Raw genomic sequence first — 15,834 nt, forward strand, 5'->3', positions numbered from 1 at the left:
GATTCGAACCCCCGATACGTTGCCGTATACACACTTTCCAGGCGTGCTCCTTCAGCCACTCGGACACCTCACCATATTGTTGTTCCTCACATACCGGAACGGGCGCTAATTTAGGGAAATACGCCGCCTGCGTCAATCAACTTTTCCAAAAAATCGTGCGTTTACACAAACTTCAAGCAACCTGTAGGTTAATTAAGCGGAAACTGCTTTTTTTGCCAGCGCCAGCGAATTTGCTATGCTGATGATCCCGTTGAAAACGATGACAATAAGTGCGCAAAATTTCGCACAGCAACCCGCAGGAGTCAGTATGGATATCATTTTCTATCACCCTACGTTTGATACCCCCTGGTGGATCGCCGCACTGGAAAACGCCATTCCTGGTGCCAGAGTCCGGGAGTGGAAGTCGGGCGATGACGATCCGGCAGATTATGCGCTGGTCTGGCACCCACCGGTAGACATGCTGGAAGGGCGTAAACTTAAGGCCGTGTTTGCACTTGGCGCCGGCGTGGATTCGATCCTGAGCAAACTGAAAGCCCATCCCACCATGCTGGATCCCGCTATTCCTCTCTTTCGTCTGGAAGATACCGGCATGGGCTTGCAAATGCAGGAGTACGCGGTCAGCCAGGTGTTGCACTGGTTTCGCCGCTTTGATGATTACCAGGCGCTTAAAAATGAGAGCCAGTGGCAACCGCTGCCGGAATATACGCGCGAGGAGTTTACCGTGGGGATCATGGGGGCTGGCGTGTTGGGGGCAAAAGTGGCTGAAAGCCTGCAGGCCTGGGGCTTCCCGCTGCGCTGCTGGAGTCGCAGCCGCAAAACCTGGCCAGGTGTCGAGAGTTTTGCGGGTACCGAAGAGCTGGACGCGTTCCTCAGCCAGACCCGCGTGTTGATTAATCTGCTGCCCAATACGGCGGAAACGGTCGGCATCATCAATGGAAAACTGCTTGATCAGTTGCAGGATGGCGCTTATCTGCTCAATCTTGCGCGCGGTGTCCACGTTAACGAAGATGATCTGCTGACCGCGCTGAACAGCAAAAAACTCAAAGGGGCGATGCTGGATGTCTACAGTCGTGAACCGCTGCCAGCGGACAGTCCGCTGTGGAAACATCCGCGCGTGGCGATGACGCCACACATTGCCGCGGTCACGCGTCCTGCAGAAGCCGTTGCCTATATTTCCCGCACGATTTCACATCTGGAAAATGGTGAAGCGGTGACCGGACAGGTCGATCGCCAGCGCGGCTACTGAGGTATACCCGGCAGATGCCGGGTTTCGACTAATAAACGCAGGCGATTCCTGCTATCCTTGTCGAAAAATGACCACAGGAGAGAGACATGTATCCCGTTGACCTGCATATGCATACCGTCGCCAGTACCCATGCTTATAGCACCCTGAGCGATTACATCGCTCAGGCTAAACGCCAGGGACTGAAACTGTTCGCAATTACCGATCACGGCCCGGACATGGCGGATGCTCCGCACCACTGGCATTTTATCAATATGCGTATCTGGCCGCGCGTGGTGGATGGGGTAGGGATCCTGCGAGGCATTGAAGCAAACATCAAAAACATCGAAGGTGAAATTGACTGTACCGGTCCGATGCTCACCTCACTGGATCTGATTATTGCAGGCTTCCATGAACCGGTTTTCGCTCCCCACGATGAAGCTACCAACACGCAGGCGATGATCGCCACCATGGCGAGCGGCGTAGTGCATATCATTAGTCACCCCGGCAACCCGAAATATCCTGTTGATATCACGGCGATTGCCCAGGCTGCGGCGAAATACGAGGTTGCGCTGGAGATTAACAACTCCTCCTTCCTTCATTCGCGCAAAGGCAGTGAAGCGAACTGTCGCGCGGTAGCGGCGGCGGTACGCGATGCCGGCGGCTGGGTGGCGTTGGGTTCAGATTCTCATACCGCCTTTACGATGGGTGATTTTAGCGAGTGCCTGAAAATCCTCGAAGACGTGAACTTCCCGGAAGATCGTATTTTAAACGTGACGCCGAAACGATTACTCAATTTCCTGGAATCGCGCGGTATGCCGCCAATTCCTGAATTTGCTGAACTTTAACTACCACGAGCTGGAATATTTTGATGAACGAGTTTTCTATCCTGTGCCGCGTACTGGGATCGCTGTATTACCGTCAACCGCAGGATCCTTTACTGGTTCCGCTCTTTACCCTGATTCGCGAAGGTAAACTCTCGGCAAGCTGGCCGCTCGAACAGGATGAACTGTTGGCGCGTTTGCAGAAAAGCTGCGATATGGCCCAACTGGCGGCGGATTACAATGCGCTGTTTGTCGGTGCGGAGTGTTCGGTGCCACCGTATCGCAGCGCGTGGGTGGAAGGCGCGACAGAATCTGAGGTGCGGACGTTCCTTTCCGCGCGCGGAATGCCACTTGCCGAAACGCCAGCCGATCATATTGGTACGTTGCTGCTGGCCGCTTCCTGGCTGGAAGATCAGTCTGCGGAAGATGAAAGCGAGGCGCTGGAAACCCTGTTCGCGGACTATATCCTTCCATGGTGTGGCTCTTTCCTCGGGAAAGTTGAAGCACACGCCACCACCCCTTTCTGGCGGACAATGGCGCCGTTAACACGCGATGCTATTGGCGCGATGTGGGATGAACTGGAAGAAGAGACGGACGCGTAAGTGTGATTTAAATCACCTTATGCTGCAACGTGTAATTTCCATTGCATGAATTGTGTGCGTGATCTCATTCATGTTGCCTGTTTCTGTTATCATGCGCGGCATGAACATACTTCTTTCCATAGCAATCACAACGGGCATTCTCTCCGGTATCTGGGGATGGGTGGCCGTCTCTCTTGGCTTACTGAGTTGGGCAGGATTTTTAGGCTGTACGGCCTATTTTGCTTGTCCGCAGGGCGGGTTAAAGGGGCTGGCCATTTCGGCTTCCACGCTGTTGAGTGGCGTGGTGTGGGCGTTGGTCATTATTTACGGTAGCGCGCTGACGCCGCATCTGGAACTGGTGGGCTATGCGATCACCGGCGTTGTGGCCTTCCTGATGTGTATTCAGGCAAAGCAGGTCTTGCTGTCATTTGTGCCGGGCACGTTTATCGGTGCCTGTGCCACGTTTGCCGGGCAGGGGGACTGGAAACTGGTCTTGCCTTCACTGGCAGTCGGTTTACTCTTTGGCTATGCCATGAAAAATAGCGGCCTGTGGCTGGCGGCGAGGCGAGAAAGACAAAGTACGCGCACGATAGCGGAAAATAAAAAAGCGTGAGGAAATCCTCACGCTTTTTTTATCTCTGTCATCAGGATTCCGGCGGTACCGACATATGACGGTATTTCACCAGAATATCGCTCTGGCGATCGGCTTTATTCTGCAAATCCCACAGCCCGCGATCGATACCATCGTTGATAAGGAAGATGACGCCCGTTTCAATGGCGGACATCAGGCATAACATCACCGGTTCATTGGAGGTGTAGCCAATTTCACCTTCCAGCAGCCTCTGGTAATCGATAAAGCGGAACACACCTGCCTGCACTTCATAAGACAGAATGGTTTTACTGGTATTGACCGAGGAGAGGATCTCACCGGTGCTGACGTTGACCACGCGCAGGTTCACCGCGATCTGGTCAAGCTGGTACTGTGTGTCCGCGCCAATACCGAAATAACGTGCACCCACACCGCCGGATTTCACGTTACTTTCGTAACCGATAATCGACCCTTCAACCATGATATTTGCCGCCGTCAGCGACTGTAGCGGGATCCGGTTGTTGATGGCGACAGTCCCGTTTTCCTGGGCGGCACGAATGATTTTACGTTCATTCAGCAGGTTTTGCAGGCCCTGGCGCTCCAGCGGTACAAACCAGCGGGAATCTTTCAGCGCCGTAACCAGCATCGCGGTGGCGCTTTGCGGGACGGCGGTCGAGAAGTTACTGGCCGGGTAGGGTTTAAACTGTCCGGTTTCATCCTGAATGTTATACACCGAGACAAAAATTTTGCCCGTTGGCATGGGTAAATGCGTTAAATCCTTATAACTTTGCGCACGAGGCATTAATGTCGGCTTAGCGGCTTCTTTTGGCGGGGCGGTTAAGCATCCGCTCAGTAAAATGACGGCGACGAATACAAGTAAGCGCTGCATGATAATTGTCCTTACGAAGCGGTGCTTAGAAACCGGTGGAATCTGACTGTAAACCCGACACTTCTATCGTCGATGTTTTTCCCGTTTTCCTGTCCGTGACATTTAGCTGCAACTGACCATCACGGTTGGAAATATCAACAATGAAATCATTGGTCACCATCCTGCCGGGTTTCCCCGTGTTAATATTGGTCAACAGTCCGCCCAGTATTTGTGACTGAATGGCCTGAGTGAAGTTATCCAACGCGGAGGGAGTTTCAATTCCGTAATCGTCGTTATAACTGGGATCTTTATAAGAGTTCTGCGCCTGGGCGCTATTCAGTAAAAAAGAACCGTTATTGGGGTTTCCACCAAAGTTGGGATTGCGGAACTGGAAGGTCATATTTCCGGCCCAACTTAATGGCGAAATAAGCATGAGTACTACTACTGCATGTTTGACACGCATTACAGCCTCCGGACAAAAATCACTCTTTAAAATTCGTCATGCGTTAAATCGCCGGTACTCAATAGAGTTTGATCTATTTGCCGACGGTTTAAAGCGTCCTCGGTTTGCGCCAGCGCGAAGACAACAGTTTTTTCGAAGTCTCTTTTCGTTGGAAATAAAAAAGTCTGGAATATAACGTCCTGATTAACCGTTATGGTGATCCAACTTCCCCAACGTGCACTGGGTCGCTCATTGATGGTCAAATTGCCTGGATAGTCACTTTCCCATTTGTCGCTAAAAGCACGATAAAAATCGTGGCCAATAGACGAAACCGTGTGGTCAGTTAAGAGCCCAGGAACTTCAACTTCTACAGCCTGCGTAGCGCCGGCAGCGAGCAGAAACTGTGCCGCTACAAGCCAGGTCAAATAGCGTTTCATGGCTTTATCGCCTGAGGTTATCATTTGCCCACGAAACCGCCTGGGTACGATTTTTGACAGCTATCTTCTTGAAAAGATTATAGAGATGCGTCTTGACCGTATTCTCACTGATAAACAGTGAGCGCGCGATTTCGATATTAGAAGCGCCGATACGTAGCTTATTCAGGATCTCTTTTTCACGATGAGTCAGGAGAGCCGACTCTGTGCTGTTGTAGCGGTAGTTACCAGAGTGAGTGATCAGATAGCTGGCCAGTTTCTGTGAGAAGTAGCATTCTCCCCGCAGGATCCCCTGCAAACCGTTTACGACACGTTCTTCATCATCAGCTACATAAAAAACGCCATTGATATGCGGCCAGTTTTCAATATCCCGGTAGGGATAATCATCGGGGGTATTTAACAATAACGTCTTTAAATTATTGTTCTTCCGACTTAAGTTGTCTTGCCAGTAATGGATGAGCTTTTTATCCGCTTCCATCATATCGACTAAAACAATGCAACTGGTGGAAATATCATCCAGAGAACGTTGAATATTATGCAGTTTTCCGGTGAGTGCCAGAGATTGTTTTAAATGCTGCAATAATGCTGTGGCTTGCAGGGATGGTTTGGTGATCAACAATAATGTATGACCATGAATACTATGGACTTCATTAAACATGATGAAACCCCACTTTTTTTAGTCGCACACCTGACAGTTGCCTTTAGAAATCAGGCACCAGAAGTACTGACAGATGTTGCACTGCTGTGTGTAGTAAAATAGAGTCAGCCCGAACGGGTCAAAATATTAATACAAATGAACTACAACTGATTTCAATCTAGCCATTACAAATCTTAAAGCAAGTGTTAAACATGTAACAGGATGTAAAAATATATATTAATTTGTTAGTCTTAAGCTTTTTTTAAGTTTAGATTTGATAGAAAAGTTGTACATTCCGCTGTTATTGCACAGATTTAAAAAATCATACAAATTATATTAACACTATGAATTTAATATAAAAAATCAAAACAATGCTAGTCCTTAATCTGATGATAAATTGCTGCGTCATGACATCCGTTGATGTCGCGCATTTTGATGACGAAAAAAACGATGCTTGTCACGACTTGCTCATCTCTCACTTCTTAAACGACACAACATCACCTGGAAAGCCCACTGTACAGCCCATTGGTTGATGTCGCTAAAATGCATCAACAGTAAGTCTGTTAAAAATAAAATAAGCGTAAATAACAGGGTATTTGTGTCAAAATTAGCACTTTGGGGTGAGCGAATATATAAAAATACCACTGGCGGGTGAGTTATTTAAAATGTTTCCGCGGACATACTCTTCATCGTAACGCAGCGTTAACAAATTACGTTTAGCGTTAACAACAAAACTGATGAGAACGTTATTTTCTCGATGTACGACCAGGTCCAGGGTGACAACATGAAAAACAAATTGTTATTTATGATGTTAACAGTACTGGGTGCGCCTGGGATTGCTTCCGCAACAAGTTATGATTTAGCAAATTCGGAATATAACTTTGCGGTAAATGAATTAAGCAAGTCTTCATTTAATCAGGCAGCCATTATTGGTCAGGACGGCACTAATAATAGTGCAAAGATACGCCAGGACGGTTCTAAGCTTTTGTCGGTAGTTTCACAAGAAGGTGGAAGCAACCGGGCCAAAGTTGACCAATCAGGAGCTTATAACTTTGCGTATATTGCTCAGTCGGGTAATTCCAATGATGCCAGTATTTCGCAAAGTAATTACGGTAATACTGCGATGATTATCCAGAAAGGTTCTGGAAATAAAGCAAATATTACTCAGTATGGTACTCAGAAAACAGCAGTTGTAGTGCAGAGACAGTCGCAAATGGCAATTCGCGTAACTCAACGCTAATACATTGACGACGCTTAAATCAATCCGATGGGGGTTTACCATGAAACTTTTACAAGTGGCAGCATTTGCAGCAATCGTGGTTTCTGGCAGTGCTCTGGCTGGTTCCGTTCCACAGTGGGGCGGCGGTGGCGGTAATCACGGCGGTGGCGGAAGCAGTTCTGGCCCGGAATCGACCCTGAGTATCTATCAGTTCGGGACCAATAACGCCGCACTTGCGCTGCAAAGCGACGCTCGTAAATCAGACACTACAATCACTCAGCACGGCTATGGTAACGGCGCCGATGTTGGCCAGGGTTCAGATAACAGCACCATTGATCTGACTCAGAAAGGCTTCAAAAACAACGCCACCATCGATCAGTGGAACGGCAAAAACTCGGATATTACTGTGAGCCAATACGGTGGACGTAACGCCGCGCTGGTTAACCAGACGGCTTCTGACTCCAGCGTTCTGGTTAAACAAGTTGGTTTTGGTAACAACGCCACGGCTAACCAGTACTAATTCAGTTTATGTGCTGAATATAAACAGGGCGAAAGCCCTGTTTTTTTTCGGGAGGACATCATGAACACCTTATTACTCCTTGCGGCGCTCTCTAATCAGATAACCTTTACGACAACCCAGCAAGGTGACATTTACACGATTACGCCGCAGGTTACCCTGACGCAACCCTGCGTGTGTCAGGTCCAGATTTTAGCCCTTCGCGAAGGCGTGGCGGGACAAAGTCAGTCACGACAGAAAAAGACCCTTTCTCTACCTGCTAATCAAGCCATTGATTTGACCAGACTCAGTTTAAATATCTCTGCACAAGACACCGTCAAAATCGTGGTTACGGTTTCTGACGGTCAATCGCTGCATTTATCACAACAGTGGCCGCCTTCTGCAAAATCGTCATAACTGGCTGATAATTTATGCGGTTACGGTGGCAGAGGTGAGGTGACTGAACTATGAATAGAGTGACGCGGAATGCGTGACTCCTGGGCGTAATCACCGTCAGGGAAAACATCACCCCTCAAGGATGAATGTTCATTGAGGAAACCATCATGCCGTTATCTGTCGCGCGTAAAACAAGCGTTCTGCTTTTCGGTCTTCTTGCCCTGAATTCGGTTGCCGCCATGGCGGGTACGAATGGACAGGGCGGGGTTATTCATTTCGTCGGTCAAATTGTGGAGCCACCCTGTGAGGTGAGTCGGGCGCAGCAGCGCCTGGCAATGTCGTGCAATCACGAGGGGCGCACGCAGACCCGCTATTATTCCCCGCAGGAATTGCTTAACGCGCCGCAGCACTTTAAACAAATCGCCGCGGTTGACCTGCACTACCTCAATGAACAGAAAACGCTGGCGGTGATGAGTATTGATTACCGCTGAATGGGCTGGTCAGACAAACTCACGAAAAAAGCGATTTCAAGGGGACCCCTGCTGTACACTTACAGAATAGAGTGAAGCAAGGAGATTCTATGGAATCGCGTATTCATGTTATCCAGGGGGATATCACCACCGTCGCGGTTGATGTCATCGTCAATGCCGCTAACTCATCACTGATGGGGGGCGGAGGCGTTGATGGGGCGATCCACCGCGCCGCGGGTCCCGCATTACTGGAAGCCTGCATGAAGGTCAGGCAGCAGCAGGGCGAGTGCCCAACGGGTCATGCGGTGATCACGCTTGCGGGTAACCTCCCCGCCAAAGCGGTCATTCACACCGTCGGCCCAATCTGGCGCGGCGGCGAGCATAACGAAGCGCAACAGTTACAGGATGCGTACTTCAATAGCCTGAATCTGGCGCTGGCCAATGGCTACACCTCTATTGCATTCCCGGCAATCAGCACCGGAGTCTATGGATATCCGCGTGCGGCGGCGGCAGAAATTGCACTCAAGACCGTTTCGGAATTTATTACCCGTCGCGCTTTACCTGAGCAGATATACTTTGTCTGTTATGACGAAGAAACAGCCCGACTCTACCAGCGTTTACTCACCCAGCAAGGCGATGAATGAACTGACCCGGCTCGCCCGCGCAACAGCTCCTCTGTGTGAAAATCATCCCGGAGAGTGTGGCATTCTTGCGCTGGATGACAGTCTGGACGCCTTTGCCGCCCGCTACCGTCTGGCGGAAATGGCGGAGCGTACGCTGGATGTTCAGTACTACATCTGGGAAGACGACATGTCCGGGCGGCTGCTGTTCGCCGTTCTGCTGGCGGCGGCAAAACGCGGCGTCCATGTGCGCCTGTTGCTTGATGACAACAACACGCCGGGACTGGATGACACCCTGCAACTGCTTGACGCTCATCCCAACATTGAAGTTCGCCTGTTTAATCCGTTCTCTTTTCGCATGCTACGAATGTTGGGCTATCTGACCGATTTTGCCCGGCTCAATCGGCGGATGCATAACAAAAGCTATACCGCAGATGGTGTCGTCACCCTGGTGGGCGGGCGAAACATAGGCGATGCCTATTTCGGCGCGGGGGAGGAACCGCTATTTTCCGACCTGGACGTGATGGCGACAGGCCCCGTCGTCAGGGAGGTCGCGGAGGATTTTGAACGCTACTGGCGCTGCGCGTCGGTCTCGACGTTGAAATCGGTGCTGGCACTTTCGGAGCAAGAAATCACCGAGCGCATCGAGTTACCCGAGAGCTGGTACAATGACCCGATCACCCGCCGATACCAGCATAAACTGGAAACCAGCGCCTTTATGACCCATCTCGATCGCGGGGCGCTACCGCTCATCTGGGCGAAGACCCGGCTGTTAAGTGACGATCCTTCAAAAGGCGAGGGGAAAGCGCAGCGTCACTCTTTGCTGCCACAACGATTGTTTGACGTGATGGGCTCACCAGCAGAACGGATTGACATCATCTCTGCCTATTTTGTCCCGACCCGGGCAGGCGTCGCCCAGTTGCTGAAACTGGTGCGTAAAGGCGTCAAAATTGCGATCCTCACCAACTCACTAGCCGCTAATGATGTGGCGGTGGTGCATGCTGGTTACGCGCGCTGGCGGAAAAAACTGTTACGTTATGGCGTAGAACTGTACGAGTTAAAGCCGACGCGTGAACGCGACATCGTCCTTCACGATCGCGGACTGACCGGTAATTCCGGCTCCAGCCTGCACGCCAAGACGTTCAGCATTGACGGGCGTAAAGTGTTCATTGGCTCGCTCAATTTTGATCCGCGTTCCACGTTGTTGAACACCGAGATGGGCTTTGTGATTGAAAGCGAGACGCTGGCGACGCTGATCCACCGACGATTCACCGAAAGCCAACGCGATGCGGCCTGGCAACTGCGGCTCGATCGCTGGGGGCGAATCAACTGGGTGGATCGACAGCAGGACCAGGAGCTGGTGTTAAAAAAAGAACCCGCCACAGGATTCTGGAAGCGGGTTCTGGTACGACTGGCGACGCTATTGCCTGTCGAGTGGCTGCTTTAATGGAGCAGCAAGCGTTAGCTGGTCACTTTTTTGCTTTGTTCCTGCCTTACCACCGGCTTACCGGAGAACAGGAATTTGAACAGCGGAATGCGCAAATGAATTTCGTACAATACCAGCGCGATACCCACGACAAAGATCAGTCCGCAGAGAAAGCCCAGCAGATTCGACCTAATATGCGGCGTGATCCACGCACCGTAAAACAGCGTTAACGGATGATGCACCAGATAGATAAACAGCGACGCATTGACAAAATAGGTGACGCGGGCTGACTGGAAATTGAGTAAACGGTGACCGAGGGAAAACACCACATTGACCATCCATAATCCGAGCACCATGGTGATGACATATTCCGTTTCGTACATCCAGGCGTCGCCACTGCCGTAGCGCTGATTCAGCAAATAGGCGATGAAGGCGAAAACCGCCCCCAGCGTACATCCCCGGGAAGGCGTGGTGAAAAGGGCCTTCAGTTCGGGTGAGATAAAGGCCAGCGCGCCCAGCATAAAGAAAGGCACATAAAAGAGCGTTTGCATCGCAACGAAATTAAACAAGCCGTCGCTGAGAATCGGTGGATAAACAATGAACAGCGTCCGTCGCACCACCGCGTAGCCCATACCCAGGAAGAAAAAGATCAGCGTCAGTTTGCCCATCGACACGGCGGCCAGCCGTTTTTTATCCGATTTTTCCAGATTTTTTCGCATCCGGCTAAATACCCACAAACTGACGGTTGTTAATACCACCAGTACCAGTAAAAACCAGAGATGAGAAATTAACTCCCAGACCAGCGTATTATATTTTTCATACAGCGAGAGTGAATGCCAGCTATCGGCTTTACCTTTGACATATTGCAACATAATAAATTGCGGCAACGTCAGCAAAGGAATAGCGGTAAGCATTGGAATACCCACGCGTTCGACGCGTACTTTCCACCAGCGATTCAGCGGATAACGCAGGAATAACATGTACGAAAAATAACCGGAAATAACGAAAAAGACCTGCATCCGGAAGGAATGGATAAAATCATTAAACAGGGTCAGCCACCATGAGGGCTCAGCGCTGTTCACATGCCAGCTATGGCCGGAATAGATCAATGAGATATGGAAGGGAATACCCAACAACATCAGCCAGGCGCGGATGGAGTCAAGAAAATATTCACGCTGTGCAGGTACGGGATTCATAGAGGTTTTCGTATTCTCAGATTCTCAGACTAATCGTCTTATCCCTAAGCCGATTAATAGTTACAGTCGGTGGCAACCCTACACGAAGAACAACGACCTGTCTCCAGGATAAGCACGCAAAGTGAAAAAGGGTCCGGCGAGGTGCCTAAACCATGAGCCAGCGTGCTGAACAATGCAGGGATTCAGTTGTCCTAATGCCTGATTATCCATTAAAATAGATCGGATCGATATAAGCACACAAAGGGGGAAGTGCTTACTAATTATGAAACATAAATCACAAATGATGAAAATGCGTTGGTTGGGTGCGGCAGTCATGTTAACGCTGTACACGTCGTCGGCCTGGGCCTTCTCCATCGATGACGTTGCAAAGCAAGCTCAATCCTTAGCCGGTAAAGGCTATGAGGCGCCAAAAAGTAACTTGCCCTCCGTTTTCCGCGACATGAAATATGCGGACTATCAGCAGATCCAGTTTAATCGCGATAAAGCTTACTGGAGCAATCTCAAGACCCCATTTAAGCTCGAATTTTACCACCAGGGTATGTACTTCGACACACCGGTCAAAATCAATGAAGTCACGGCAACCGCTGTCAAAAGAATCAAATACAGCCCGGACTACTTTAACTTTGGCGATGTGCAGCATGATAAAGACACAGTAAAAGATCTCGGCTTTGCGGGTTTCAAAGTGTTGTACCCGATCAACAGCAAAGAGAAAAATGATGAAATCGTCAGTATGCTTGGCGCGAGCTACTTCCGCGTTCTGGGTGCCGGTCAGGTTTATGGTCTGTCTGCACGCGGTCTGGCCATTGATACCGCGCTGCCCTCAGGTGAAGAATTTCCCCGCTTCCGTGAGTTCTGGATCGAACGTCCAAAACCGACTGACAAACGCCTGACGATTTATGCATTACTGGACTCTCCGCGAGCGGCCGGGGCCTATCGTTTTGTGATAATCCCTGGACGTGACACCGTCGTCGACGTGCAATCGAAAGTCTACCTGCGCGATAAGGTCGGCAAACTGGGCGTGGCGCCGTTAACCAGTATGTTCCTGTACGGGCCGAACCAGCCTTCTCCGGCAACCAACTACCGTCCGGAACTGCATGACTCCAACGGCTTGTCGATTCATGCCGGCAACGGCGAATGGATCTGGCGTCCGCTGAATAACCCGAAACATCTTGCGGTGAGCAGTTTTGCAATGGAAAACCCGCAGGGGTTTGGCCTGCTGCAGCGTGGCCGTCAGTTCTCACGCTTTGAAGATCTCGAAGACCGTTACGATCTGCGCCCAAGCGCCTGGATCACGCCGAAAGGCGAGTGGGGCAAAGGTAAGATTGAACTGGTTGAAATTCCAACCAATGATGAAACCAACGATAACATCGTGGCTTACTGGACGCCGGATCAACTGCCTGAACCGGGCAAAGAGATGAACTTCAAATACACCCTGACGTTTAGCCGCGATGAAGACAAACTTCATGCGCCAGATAACGCCTGGGTGCAGCAGACACGTCGTTCCACCGGCGATGTCAAACAGTCGAATCTCATTCGCCAGCCTGACGGCACGATAGCCTTCGTGGTGGACTTCACCGGCACGGACATGAAAAAACTACCGCAGGATACTCCGGTCACCGCGCAAACCAGCATCGGTGATAACGGCGAGATCGTGGAAACAACGGTGCGTTACAACCCGGTCACTAAAGGTTGGCGTATGACGATGCGCGTGAAAGTGAAAGATGCGAAGAAAACCACTGAAATGCGTGCTGCATTGGTCAATGCCGATCAGACGTTGAGTGAAACCTGGAGCTACCAGTTACCTGCCAATGAATAAGACAACTGAGTACATTGACGCCTTGCCGCTCTCGGACATCGAGAAAGCGGCATTGCCGAAAACTGACATTCGCGCGGTGCATGAAGCGCTGGATGCCGAGCATCGCCGTTACTCGCGAGAAGACGATTCACCGCAGGGTTCTGTCAAAGCCCGTCTACAACAAGCCTGGCCAGACTCGCTGGGCGAAGGGCAACTGATCAAAGATGACGAAGGGCGCGACCAGCTTCAGGCAATGCCGAAAGCCAAACGGTCATCAATGTTTCCCGATCCCTGGCGTACCAACCCGGTTGGGCGTTTCTGGGACCGCCTGCGTGGGCGTGACGTCACGCCGCGCTATCTGGCGCGGCTGACCAAAGAAGAGCAGGAAAGTGAGCAGAAGTGGCGTACCGTCGGCACCATTCGTCGTTACACGCTGCTGTTGCTGACGTTGGCGCAGACGGTCGTCGCGACCTGGTACATGAAGACGATTCTGCCGTATCAGGGCTGGGCGCTGATCAATCCGGCGGATATGGTCGGGCAGGACCTGTGGGTCTCCTTCATGCAGTTGCTGCCGTATATGCTGCAAACCGGTATTTTGATCCTCTTTGCAGTGCTGTTCTGCTGGGTTTCTGCCGGGTTCTGGACCGCGCTGATGGGCTTCCTGCAATTGCTGATTGGGCGTGATAAGTACAGTATTTCGGCGTCAACGGTTGGGGATGAACCGCTGAATCCGCAGCACCGTACCGCGCTGATTATGCCGATCTGTAACGAAGACGTTGATCGCGTTTTTGCGGGTCTGCGTGCCACATGGGAATCGGTAAAAGCGACCGGCAACGGCGAGCATTTTGATGTCTACATTCTCAGTGACAGCTACAACCCCGATATCTGCGTCGCAGAGCAAAAGGCGTGGATGGAACTGATTGCTGAAGTGCAGGGCGAAGGGCAGATTTTCTATCGCCGTCGTCGCCGTCGTGTGAAGCGTAAAAGCGGTAACATTGATGACTTCTGCCGTCGCTGGGGCAGCCAGTACAGCTACATGGTGGTACTGGACGCTGACTCCGTCATGACCGGTGAATGCCTGAGCGGTCTGGTGCGTTTGATGGAAGCGAACCCGAACGCCGGGATCATTCAGTCATCGCCGAAGGCGTCCGGCATGGACACCCTGTATGCTCGCTGTCAGCAGTTTGCGACGCGCGTATATGGACCTTTGTTCACCGCCGGTTTGCACTTCTGGCAGTTGGGTGAATCCCACTACTGGGGCCACAACGCCATCATCCGCGTGAAGCCGTTCATCGAACACTGTGCGCTGGCGCCGCTGCCGGGTGAAGGCTCTTTTGCCGGTTCTATTCTGTCGCACGACTTCGTGGAAGCGGCGCTGATGCGTCGTGCAGGGTGGGGCGTGTGGATTGCTTACGATCTGCCCGGCTCCTATGAAGAGCTGCCGCCGAACCTGCTGGACGAACTGAAGCGTGACCGCCGCTGGTGTCACGGTAACCTGATGAACTTCCGATTGTTCCTTGTGAAAGGGATGCACCCGGTTCACCGCGCCGTGTTCCTGACCGGGGTGATGTCTTATCTCTCCGCGCCATTGTGGTTTATGTTCCTCGCGCTGTCGACCGCACTGCAGGTGGTACACGCGCTCACCGAGCCGCAATACTTCCTGCAACCGCGCCAGCTGTTCCCGGTCTGGCCGCAGTGGCGTCCTGAACTGGCGATTGCGCTGTTTGCTTCAACGATGGTGCTGCTGTTCCTGCCTAAACTGCTGAGTATTCTGCTCATCTGGTGTAAAGGCACCAAAGAGTTCGGTGGATTTATTCGCGTCACGCTGTCGCTGCTGCTGGAGGTGCTGTTCTCCGTGCTGCTGGCGCCGGTGCGCATGCTGTTCCACACCGTCTTCGTGGTGAGCGCCTTCCTCGGTTGGGAAGTGGTCTGGAATTCGCCGCAGCGTGACGATGACTCGACTCCGTGGGGCGAAGCGTTTATGCGTCACGGTTCGCAGCTGCTGCTGGGGCTGGTGTGGGCGGTCGGGATGGCGTGGTTGGATCTGCGCTTCCTGTTCTGGCTGGCACCGATTGTCGTCTCGCTGATCCTGTCGCCGTTTGTCTCGGTGATCTCCAGCCGTTCAACGGTCGGTTTGCGTACCAAACGCTGGAAGCTGTTCCTGATCCCGGAAGAGTATTCGCCGCCGCAGGTACTGGTGGATACCGATAAGTATCTGGTGATGAACCGTAAACGCGCGCTCGACGATGGCTTTATGCATGCGGTGTTCAACCCGTCGTTTAACGCGCTGGCAACGGCGATGGCGACGGCACGTCATCGTGCAAGCCATGTGCTGGAAATTGCCCGCGATCGTCACGTCGAACAAGCGCTGAACGAAACGCCGGAAAAACTGAATCGCGACCGCCGTCTGGTACTGCTGAGCGATCCGGTGACGATGGCGCGTTTACACTATCGTGTCTGGAACTCGCCAGAGAAGTATTCATCGTGGGTGAGTTACTATCAGGACATTACCCTGAACCCGCAGGCGCTGAAAAATCAGTAGGCGCCATCCGGCTGAATCATCTGAAAAATACCGGCCTGCGCCGGTATTTTTTTATACTGAAGAAAACGAATGATGAG

Annotated in this window: 17 protein-coding genes; 12 read left to right on the top strand and 5 right to left on the bottom strand. The window is 51.6% G+C overall.

Annotated features, from left to right (window positions below):
- Nucleotides 1-307 precede the first annotated feature (307 nt).
- From ghrA to OGY35_RS18290, 4 genes are all read left to right on the top strand, one after another.
- Nucleotides 308-1,246, top strand: coding sequence for a glyoxylate/hydroxypyruvate reductase GhrA (gene ghrA / locus OGY35_RS18275; RefSeq protein ID WP_286633066.1), 939 nt, complete (start codon nucleotides 308-310; stop codon nucleotides 1,244-1,246).
- An 86-nt stretch (nucleotides 1,247-1,332) separates the two neighbouring features.
- A complete protein-coding gene (locus OGY35_RS18280; RefSeq protein WP_152405116.1) occupies nucleotides 1,333-2,070 on the top strand; it encodes a phosphatase in 738 nt (245 codons plus the stop codon).
- Between the two features lie 23 nt (nucleotides 2,071-2,093).
- Nucleotides 2,094-2,648 carry a TorD/DmsD family molecular chaperone gene (locus OGY35_RS18285; RefSeq protein WP_152405115.1) on the top strand — a complete coding sequence of 185 codons (555 nt, stop codon included), beginning with the start codon at nucleotides 2,094-2,096 and terminating at the stop codon, nucleotides 2,646-2,648.
- A 100-nt stretch (nucleotides 2,649-2,748) separates the two neighbouring features.
- Nucleotides 2,749-3,240, top strand: coding sequence for a DUF1097 domain-containing protein (locus tag OGY35_RS18290; RefSeq protein ID WP_046497763.1), 492 nt, complete (start codon nucleotides 2,749-2,751; stop codon nucleotides 3,238-3,240).
- 31 nt (nucleotides 3,241-3,271) lie between these two features.
- Here OGY35_RS18290 and csgG read toward each other — a convergent pair whose 3' ends face one another.
- The 4 genes from csgG to csgD are packed head-to-tail and all read right to left on the bottom strand — an operon-like array spanning nucleotide 3,272 to nucleotide 5,618.
- Nucleotides 3,272-4,105, bottom strand: coding sequence for a curli production assembly/transport protein CsgG (gene csgG / locus OGY35_RS18295; RefSeq protein WP_152405114.1), 834 nt, complete (start codon nucleotides 4,103-4,105; stop codon nucleotides 3,272-3,274).
- 25 nt (nucleotides 4,106-4,130) lie between these two features.
- Nucleotides 4,131-4,547: a curli production assembly/transport protein CsgF gene (gene csgF, locus OGY35_RS18300; protein ID WP_152405113.1), complete on the bottom strand. Its 417-nt coding sequence runs from the start codon at nucleotides 4,545-4,547 to the stop codon at nucleotides 4,131-4,133.
- Between the two features lie 26 nt (nucleotides 4,548-4,573).
- Nucleotides 4,574-4,963: a curli production assembly/transport protein CsgE gene (gene csgE, locus OGY35_RS18305; RefSeq protein WP_152405112.1), complete on the bottom strand. Its 390-nt coding sequence runs from the start codon at nucleotides 4,961-4,963 to the stop codon at nucleotides 4,574-4,576.
- Between the two features lie 4 nt (nucleotides 4,964-4,967).
- A complete protein-coding gene (gene csgD / locus OGY35_RS18310; RefSeq protein WP_042319721.1) occupies nucleotides 4,968-5,618 on the bottom strand; it encodes a biofilm master transcriptional regulator CsgD in 651 nt (216 codons plus the stop codon).
- 763 nt (nucleotides 5,619-6,381) lie between these two features.
- Between csgD and csgB the strand changes: the two genes are divergently transcribed.
- From csgB to OGY35_RS18340, 6 genes are all read left to right on the top strand, one after another.
- Nucleotides 6,382-6,837, top strand: a complete 456-nt coding sequence (gene csgB / locus OGY35_RS18315; protein WP_286633067.1) for a curli minor subunit CsgB — start codon at nucleotides 6,382-6,384, stop codon at nucleotides 6,835-6,837.
- Between the two features lie 40 nt (nucleotides 6,838-6,877).
- A complete protein-coding gene (gene csgA, locus OGY35_RS18320; RefSeq protein WP_152405109.1) occupies nucleotides 6,878-7,336 on the top strand; it encodes a curli major subunit CsgA in 459 nt (152 codons plus the stop codon).
- A 60-nt stretch (nucleotides 7,337-7,396) separates the two neighbouring features.
- A complete protein-coding gene (gene csgC / locus OGY35_RS18325) occupies nucleotides 7,397-7,729 on the top strand; it encodes a curli assembly chaperone CsgC (protein ID WP_178828270.1) in 333 nt (110 codons plus the stop codon).
- A 146-nt stretch (nucleotides 7,730-7,875) separates the two neighbouring features.
- Nucleotides 7,876-8,199: a YmdA family protein gene (locus OGY35_RS18330; RefSeq protein WP_286633068.1), complete on the top strand. Its 324-nt coding sequence runs from the start codon at nucleotides 7,876-7,878 to the stop codon at nucleotides 8,197-8,199.
- 89 nt (nucleotides 8,200-8,288) lie between these two features.
- On the top strand, nucleotides 8,289-8,822 hold the full coding sequence (ymdB, locus tag OGY35_RS18335; protein ID WP_152405107.1) for an O-acetyl-ADP-ribose deacetylase: 534 nt from the start codon (nucleotides 8,289-8,291) through the stop codon (nucleotides 8,820-8,822).
- Nucleotides 8,764-10,245: a phospholipase D family protein gene (locus OGY35_RS18340; RefSeq protein ID WP_286633069.1), complete on the top strand. Its 1,482-nt coding sequence runs from the start codon at nucleotides 8,764-8,766 to the stop codon at nucleotides 10,243-10,245. Before ymdB ends, OGY35_RS18340 begins: the two co-directional genes overlap by 59 nt.
- Nucleotides 10,246-10,259: 14 nt before the next feature.
- On the opposite strand, the gene mdoC is transcribed toward OGY35_RS18340, so the two are convergent.
- Nucleotides 10,260-11,420, bottom strand: a complete 1,161-nt coding sequence (gene mdoC, locus OGY35_RS18345) for a glucans biosynthesis protein MdoC (RefSeq protein ID WP_286633070.1) — start codon at nucleotides 11,418-11,420, stop codon at nucleotides 10,260-10,262.
- Between the two features lie 280 nt (nucleotides 11,421-11,700).
- On the opposite strand from mdoC, the gene mdoG reads away from it, so the two are divergent.
- Both mdoG and mdoH read left to right on the top strand, forming a co-directional pair.
- The gene (mdoG, locus tag OGY35_RS18350) at nucleotides 11,701-13,236 is read left to right on the top strand and encodes a glucans biosynthesis protein MdoG (RefSeq protein WP_152405104.1); all 1,536 of its coding nucleotides are present in this window, start codon (nucleotides 11,701-11,703) and stop codon (nucleotides 13,234-13,236) included.
- Nucleotides 13,229-15,757, top strand: coding sequence for a glucans biosynthesis glucosyltransferase MdoH (gene mdoH / locus OGY35_RS18355; protein WP_152405103.1), 2,529 nt, complete (start codon nucleotides 13,229-13,231; stop codon nucleotides 15,755-15,757). Before mdoG ends, mdoH begins: the two co-directional genes overlap by 8 nt.
- Nucleotides 15,758-15,834 lie beyond the last annotated feature (77 nt).

Source organism: Citrobacter sp. Ct235 (genome assembly GCF_030332305.1).
In the GTDB taxonomy this organism is placed as follows: Bacteria; Pseudomonadota; Gammaproteobacteria; order Enterobacterales; family Enterobacteriaceae; genus Citrobacter_A; species Citrobacter_A telavivensis.

What these genes read in the sequence shown, in the direction of transcription:
- OGY35_RS18330 (WP_286633068.1), top strand. Translation starts at nt 7,876, where the DNA reads ATGCCGTTATCTGTCGCGCGTAAAACAAGCGTTCTGCTTTTCGGTCTT.
- mdoH (WP_152405103.1), top strand. Translation starts at nt 13,229, where the DNA reads ATGAATAAGACAACTGAGTACATTGACGCCTTGCCGCTCTCGGACATC.
- OGY35_RS18290 (WP_046497763.1), top strand. Translation starts at nt 2,749, where the DNA reads ATGAACATACTTCTTTCCATAGCAATCACAACGGGCATTCTCTCCGGT.
- csgC (WP_178828270.1), top strand. Translation starts at nt 7,397, where the DNA reads ATGAACACCTTATTACTCCTTGCGGCGCTCTCTAATCAGATAACCTTT.
- csgE (WP_152405112.1), bottom strand. Translation starts at nt 4,963, where the DNA reads ATGAAACGCTATTTGACCTGGCTTGTAGCGGCACAGTTTCTGCTCGCT.
- ghrA (WP_286633066.1), top strand. Translation starts at nt 308, where the DNA reads ATGGATATCATTTTCTATCACCCTACGTTTGATACCCCCTGGTGGATC.
- OGY35_RS18285 (WP_152405115.1), top strand. Translation starts at nt 2,094, where the DNA reads ATGAACGAGTTTTCTATCCTGTGCCGCGTACTGGGATCGCTGTATTAC.
- mdoG (WP_152405104.1), top strand. Translation starts at nt 11,701, where the DNA reads ATGATGAAAATGCGTTGGTTGGGTGCGGCAGTCATGTTAACGCTGTAC.
- csgA (WP_152405109.1), top strand. Translation starts at nt 6,878, where the DNA reads ATGAAACTTTTACAAGTGGCAGCATTTGCAGCAATCGTGGTTTCTGGC.
- csgG (WP_152405114.1), bottom strand. Translation starts at nt 4,105, where the DNA reads ATGCAGCGCTTACTTGTATTCGTCGCCGTCATTTTACTGAGCGGATGC.
- ymdB (WP_152405107.1), top strand. Translation starts at nt 8,289, where the DNA reads ATGGAATCGCGTATTCATGTTATCCAGGGGGATATCACCACCGTCGCG.
- csgB (WP_286633067.1), top strand. Translation starts at nt 6,382, where the DNA reads ATGAAAAACAAATTGTTATTTATGATGTTAACAGTACTGGGTGCGCCT.
- csgF (WP_152405113.1), bottom strand. Translation starts at nt 4,547, where the DNA reads ATGCGTGTCAAACATGCAGTAGTAGTACTCATGCTTATTTCGCCATTA.
- OGY35_RS18340 (WP_286633069.1), top strand. Translation starts at nt 8,764, where the DNA reads ATGACGAAGAAACAGCCCGACTCTACCAGCGTTTACTCACCCAGCAAG.
- OGY35_RS18280 (WP_152405116.1), top strand. Translation starts at nt 1,333, where the DNA reads ATGTATCCCGTTGACCTGCATATGCATACCGTCGCCAGTACCCATGCT.
- mdoC (WP_286633070.1), bottom strand. Translation starts at nt 11,420, where the DNA reads ATGAATCCCGTACCTGCACAGCGTGAATATTTTCTTGACTCCATCCGC.
- csgD (WP_042319721.1), bottom strand. Translation starts at nt 5,618, where the DNA reads ATGTTTAATGAAGTCCATAGTATTCATGGTCATACATTATTGTTGATC.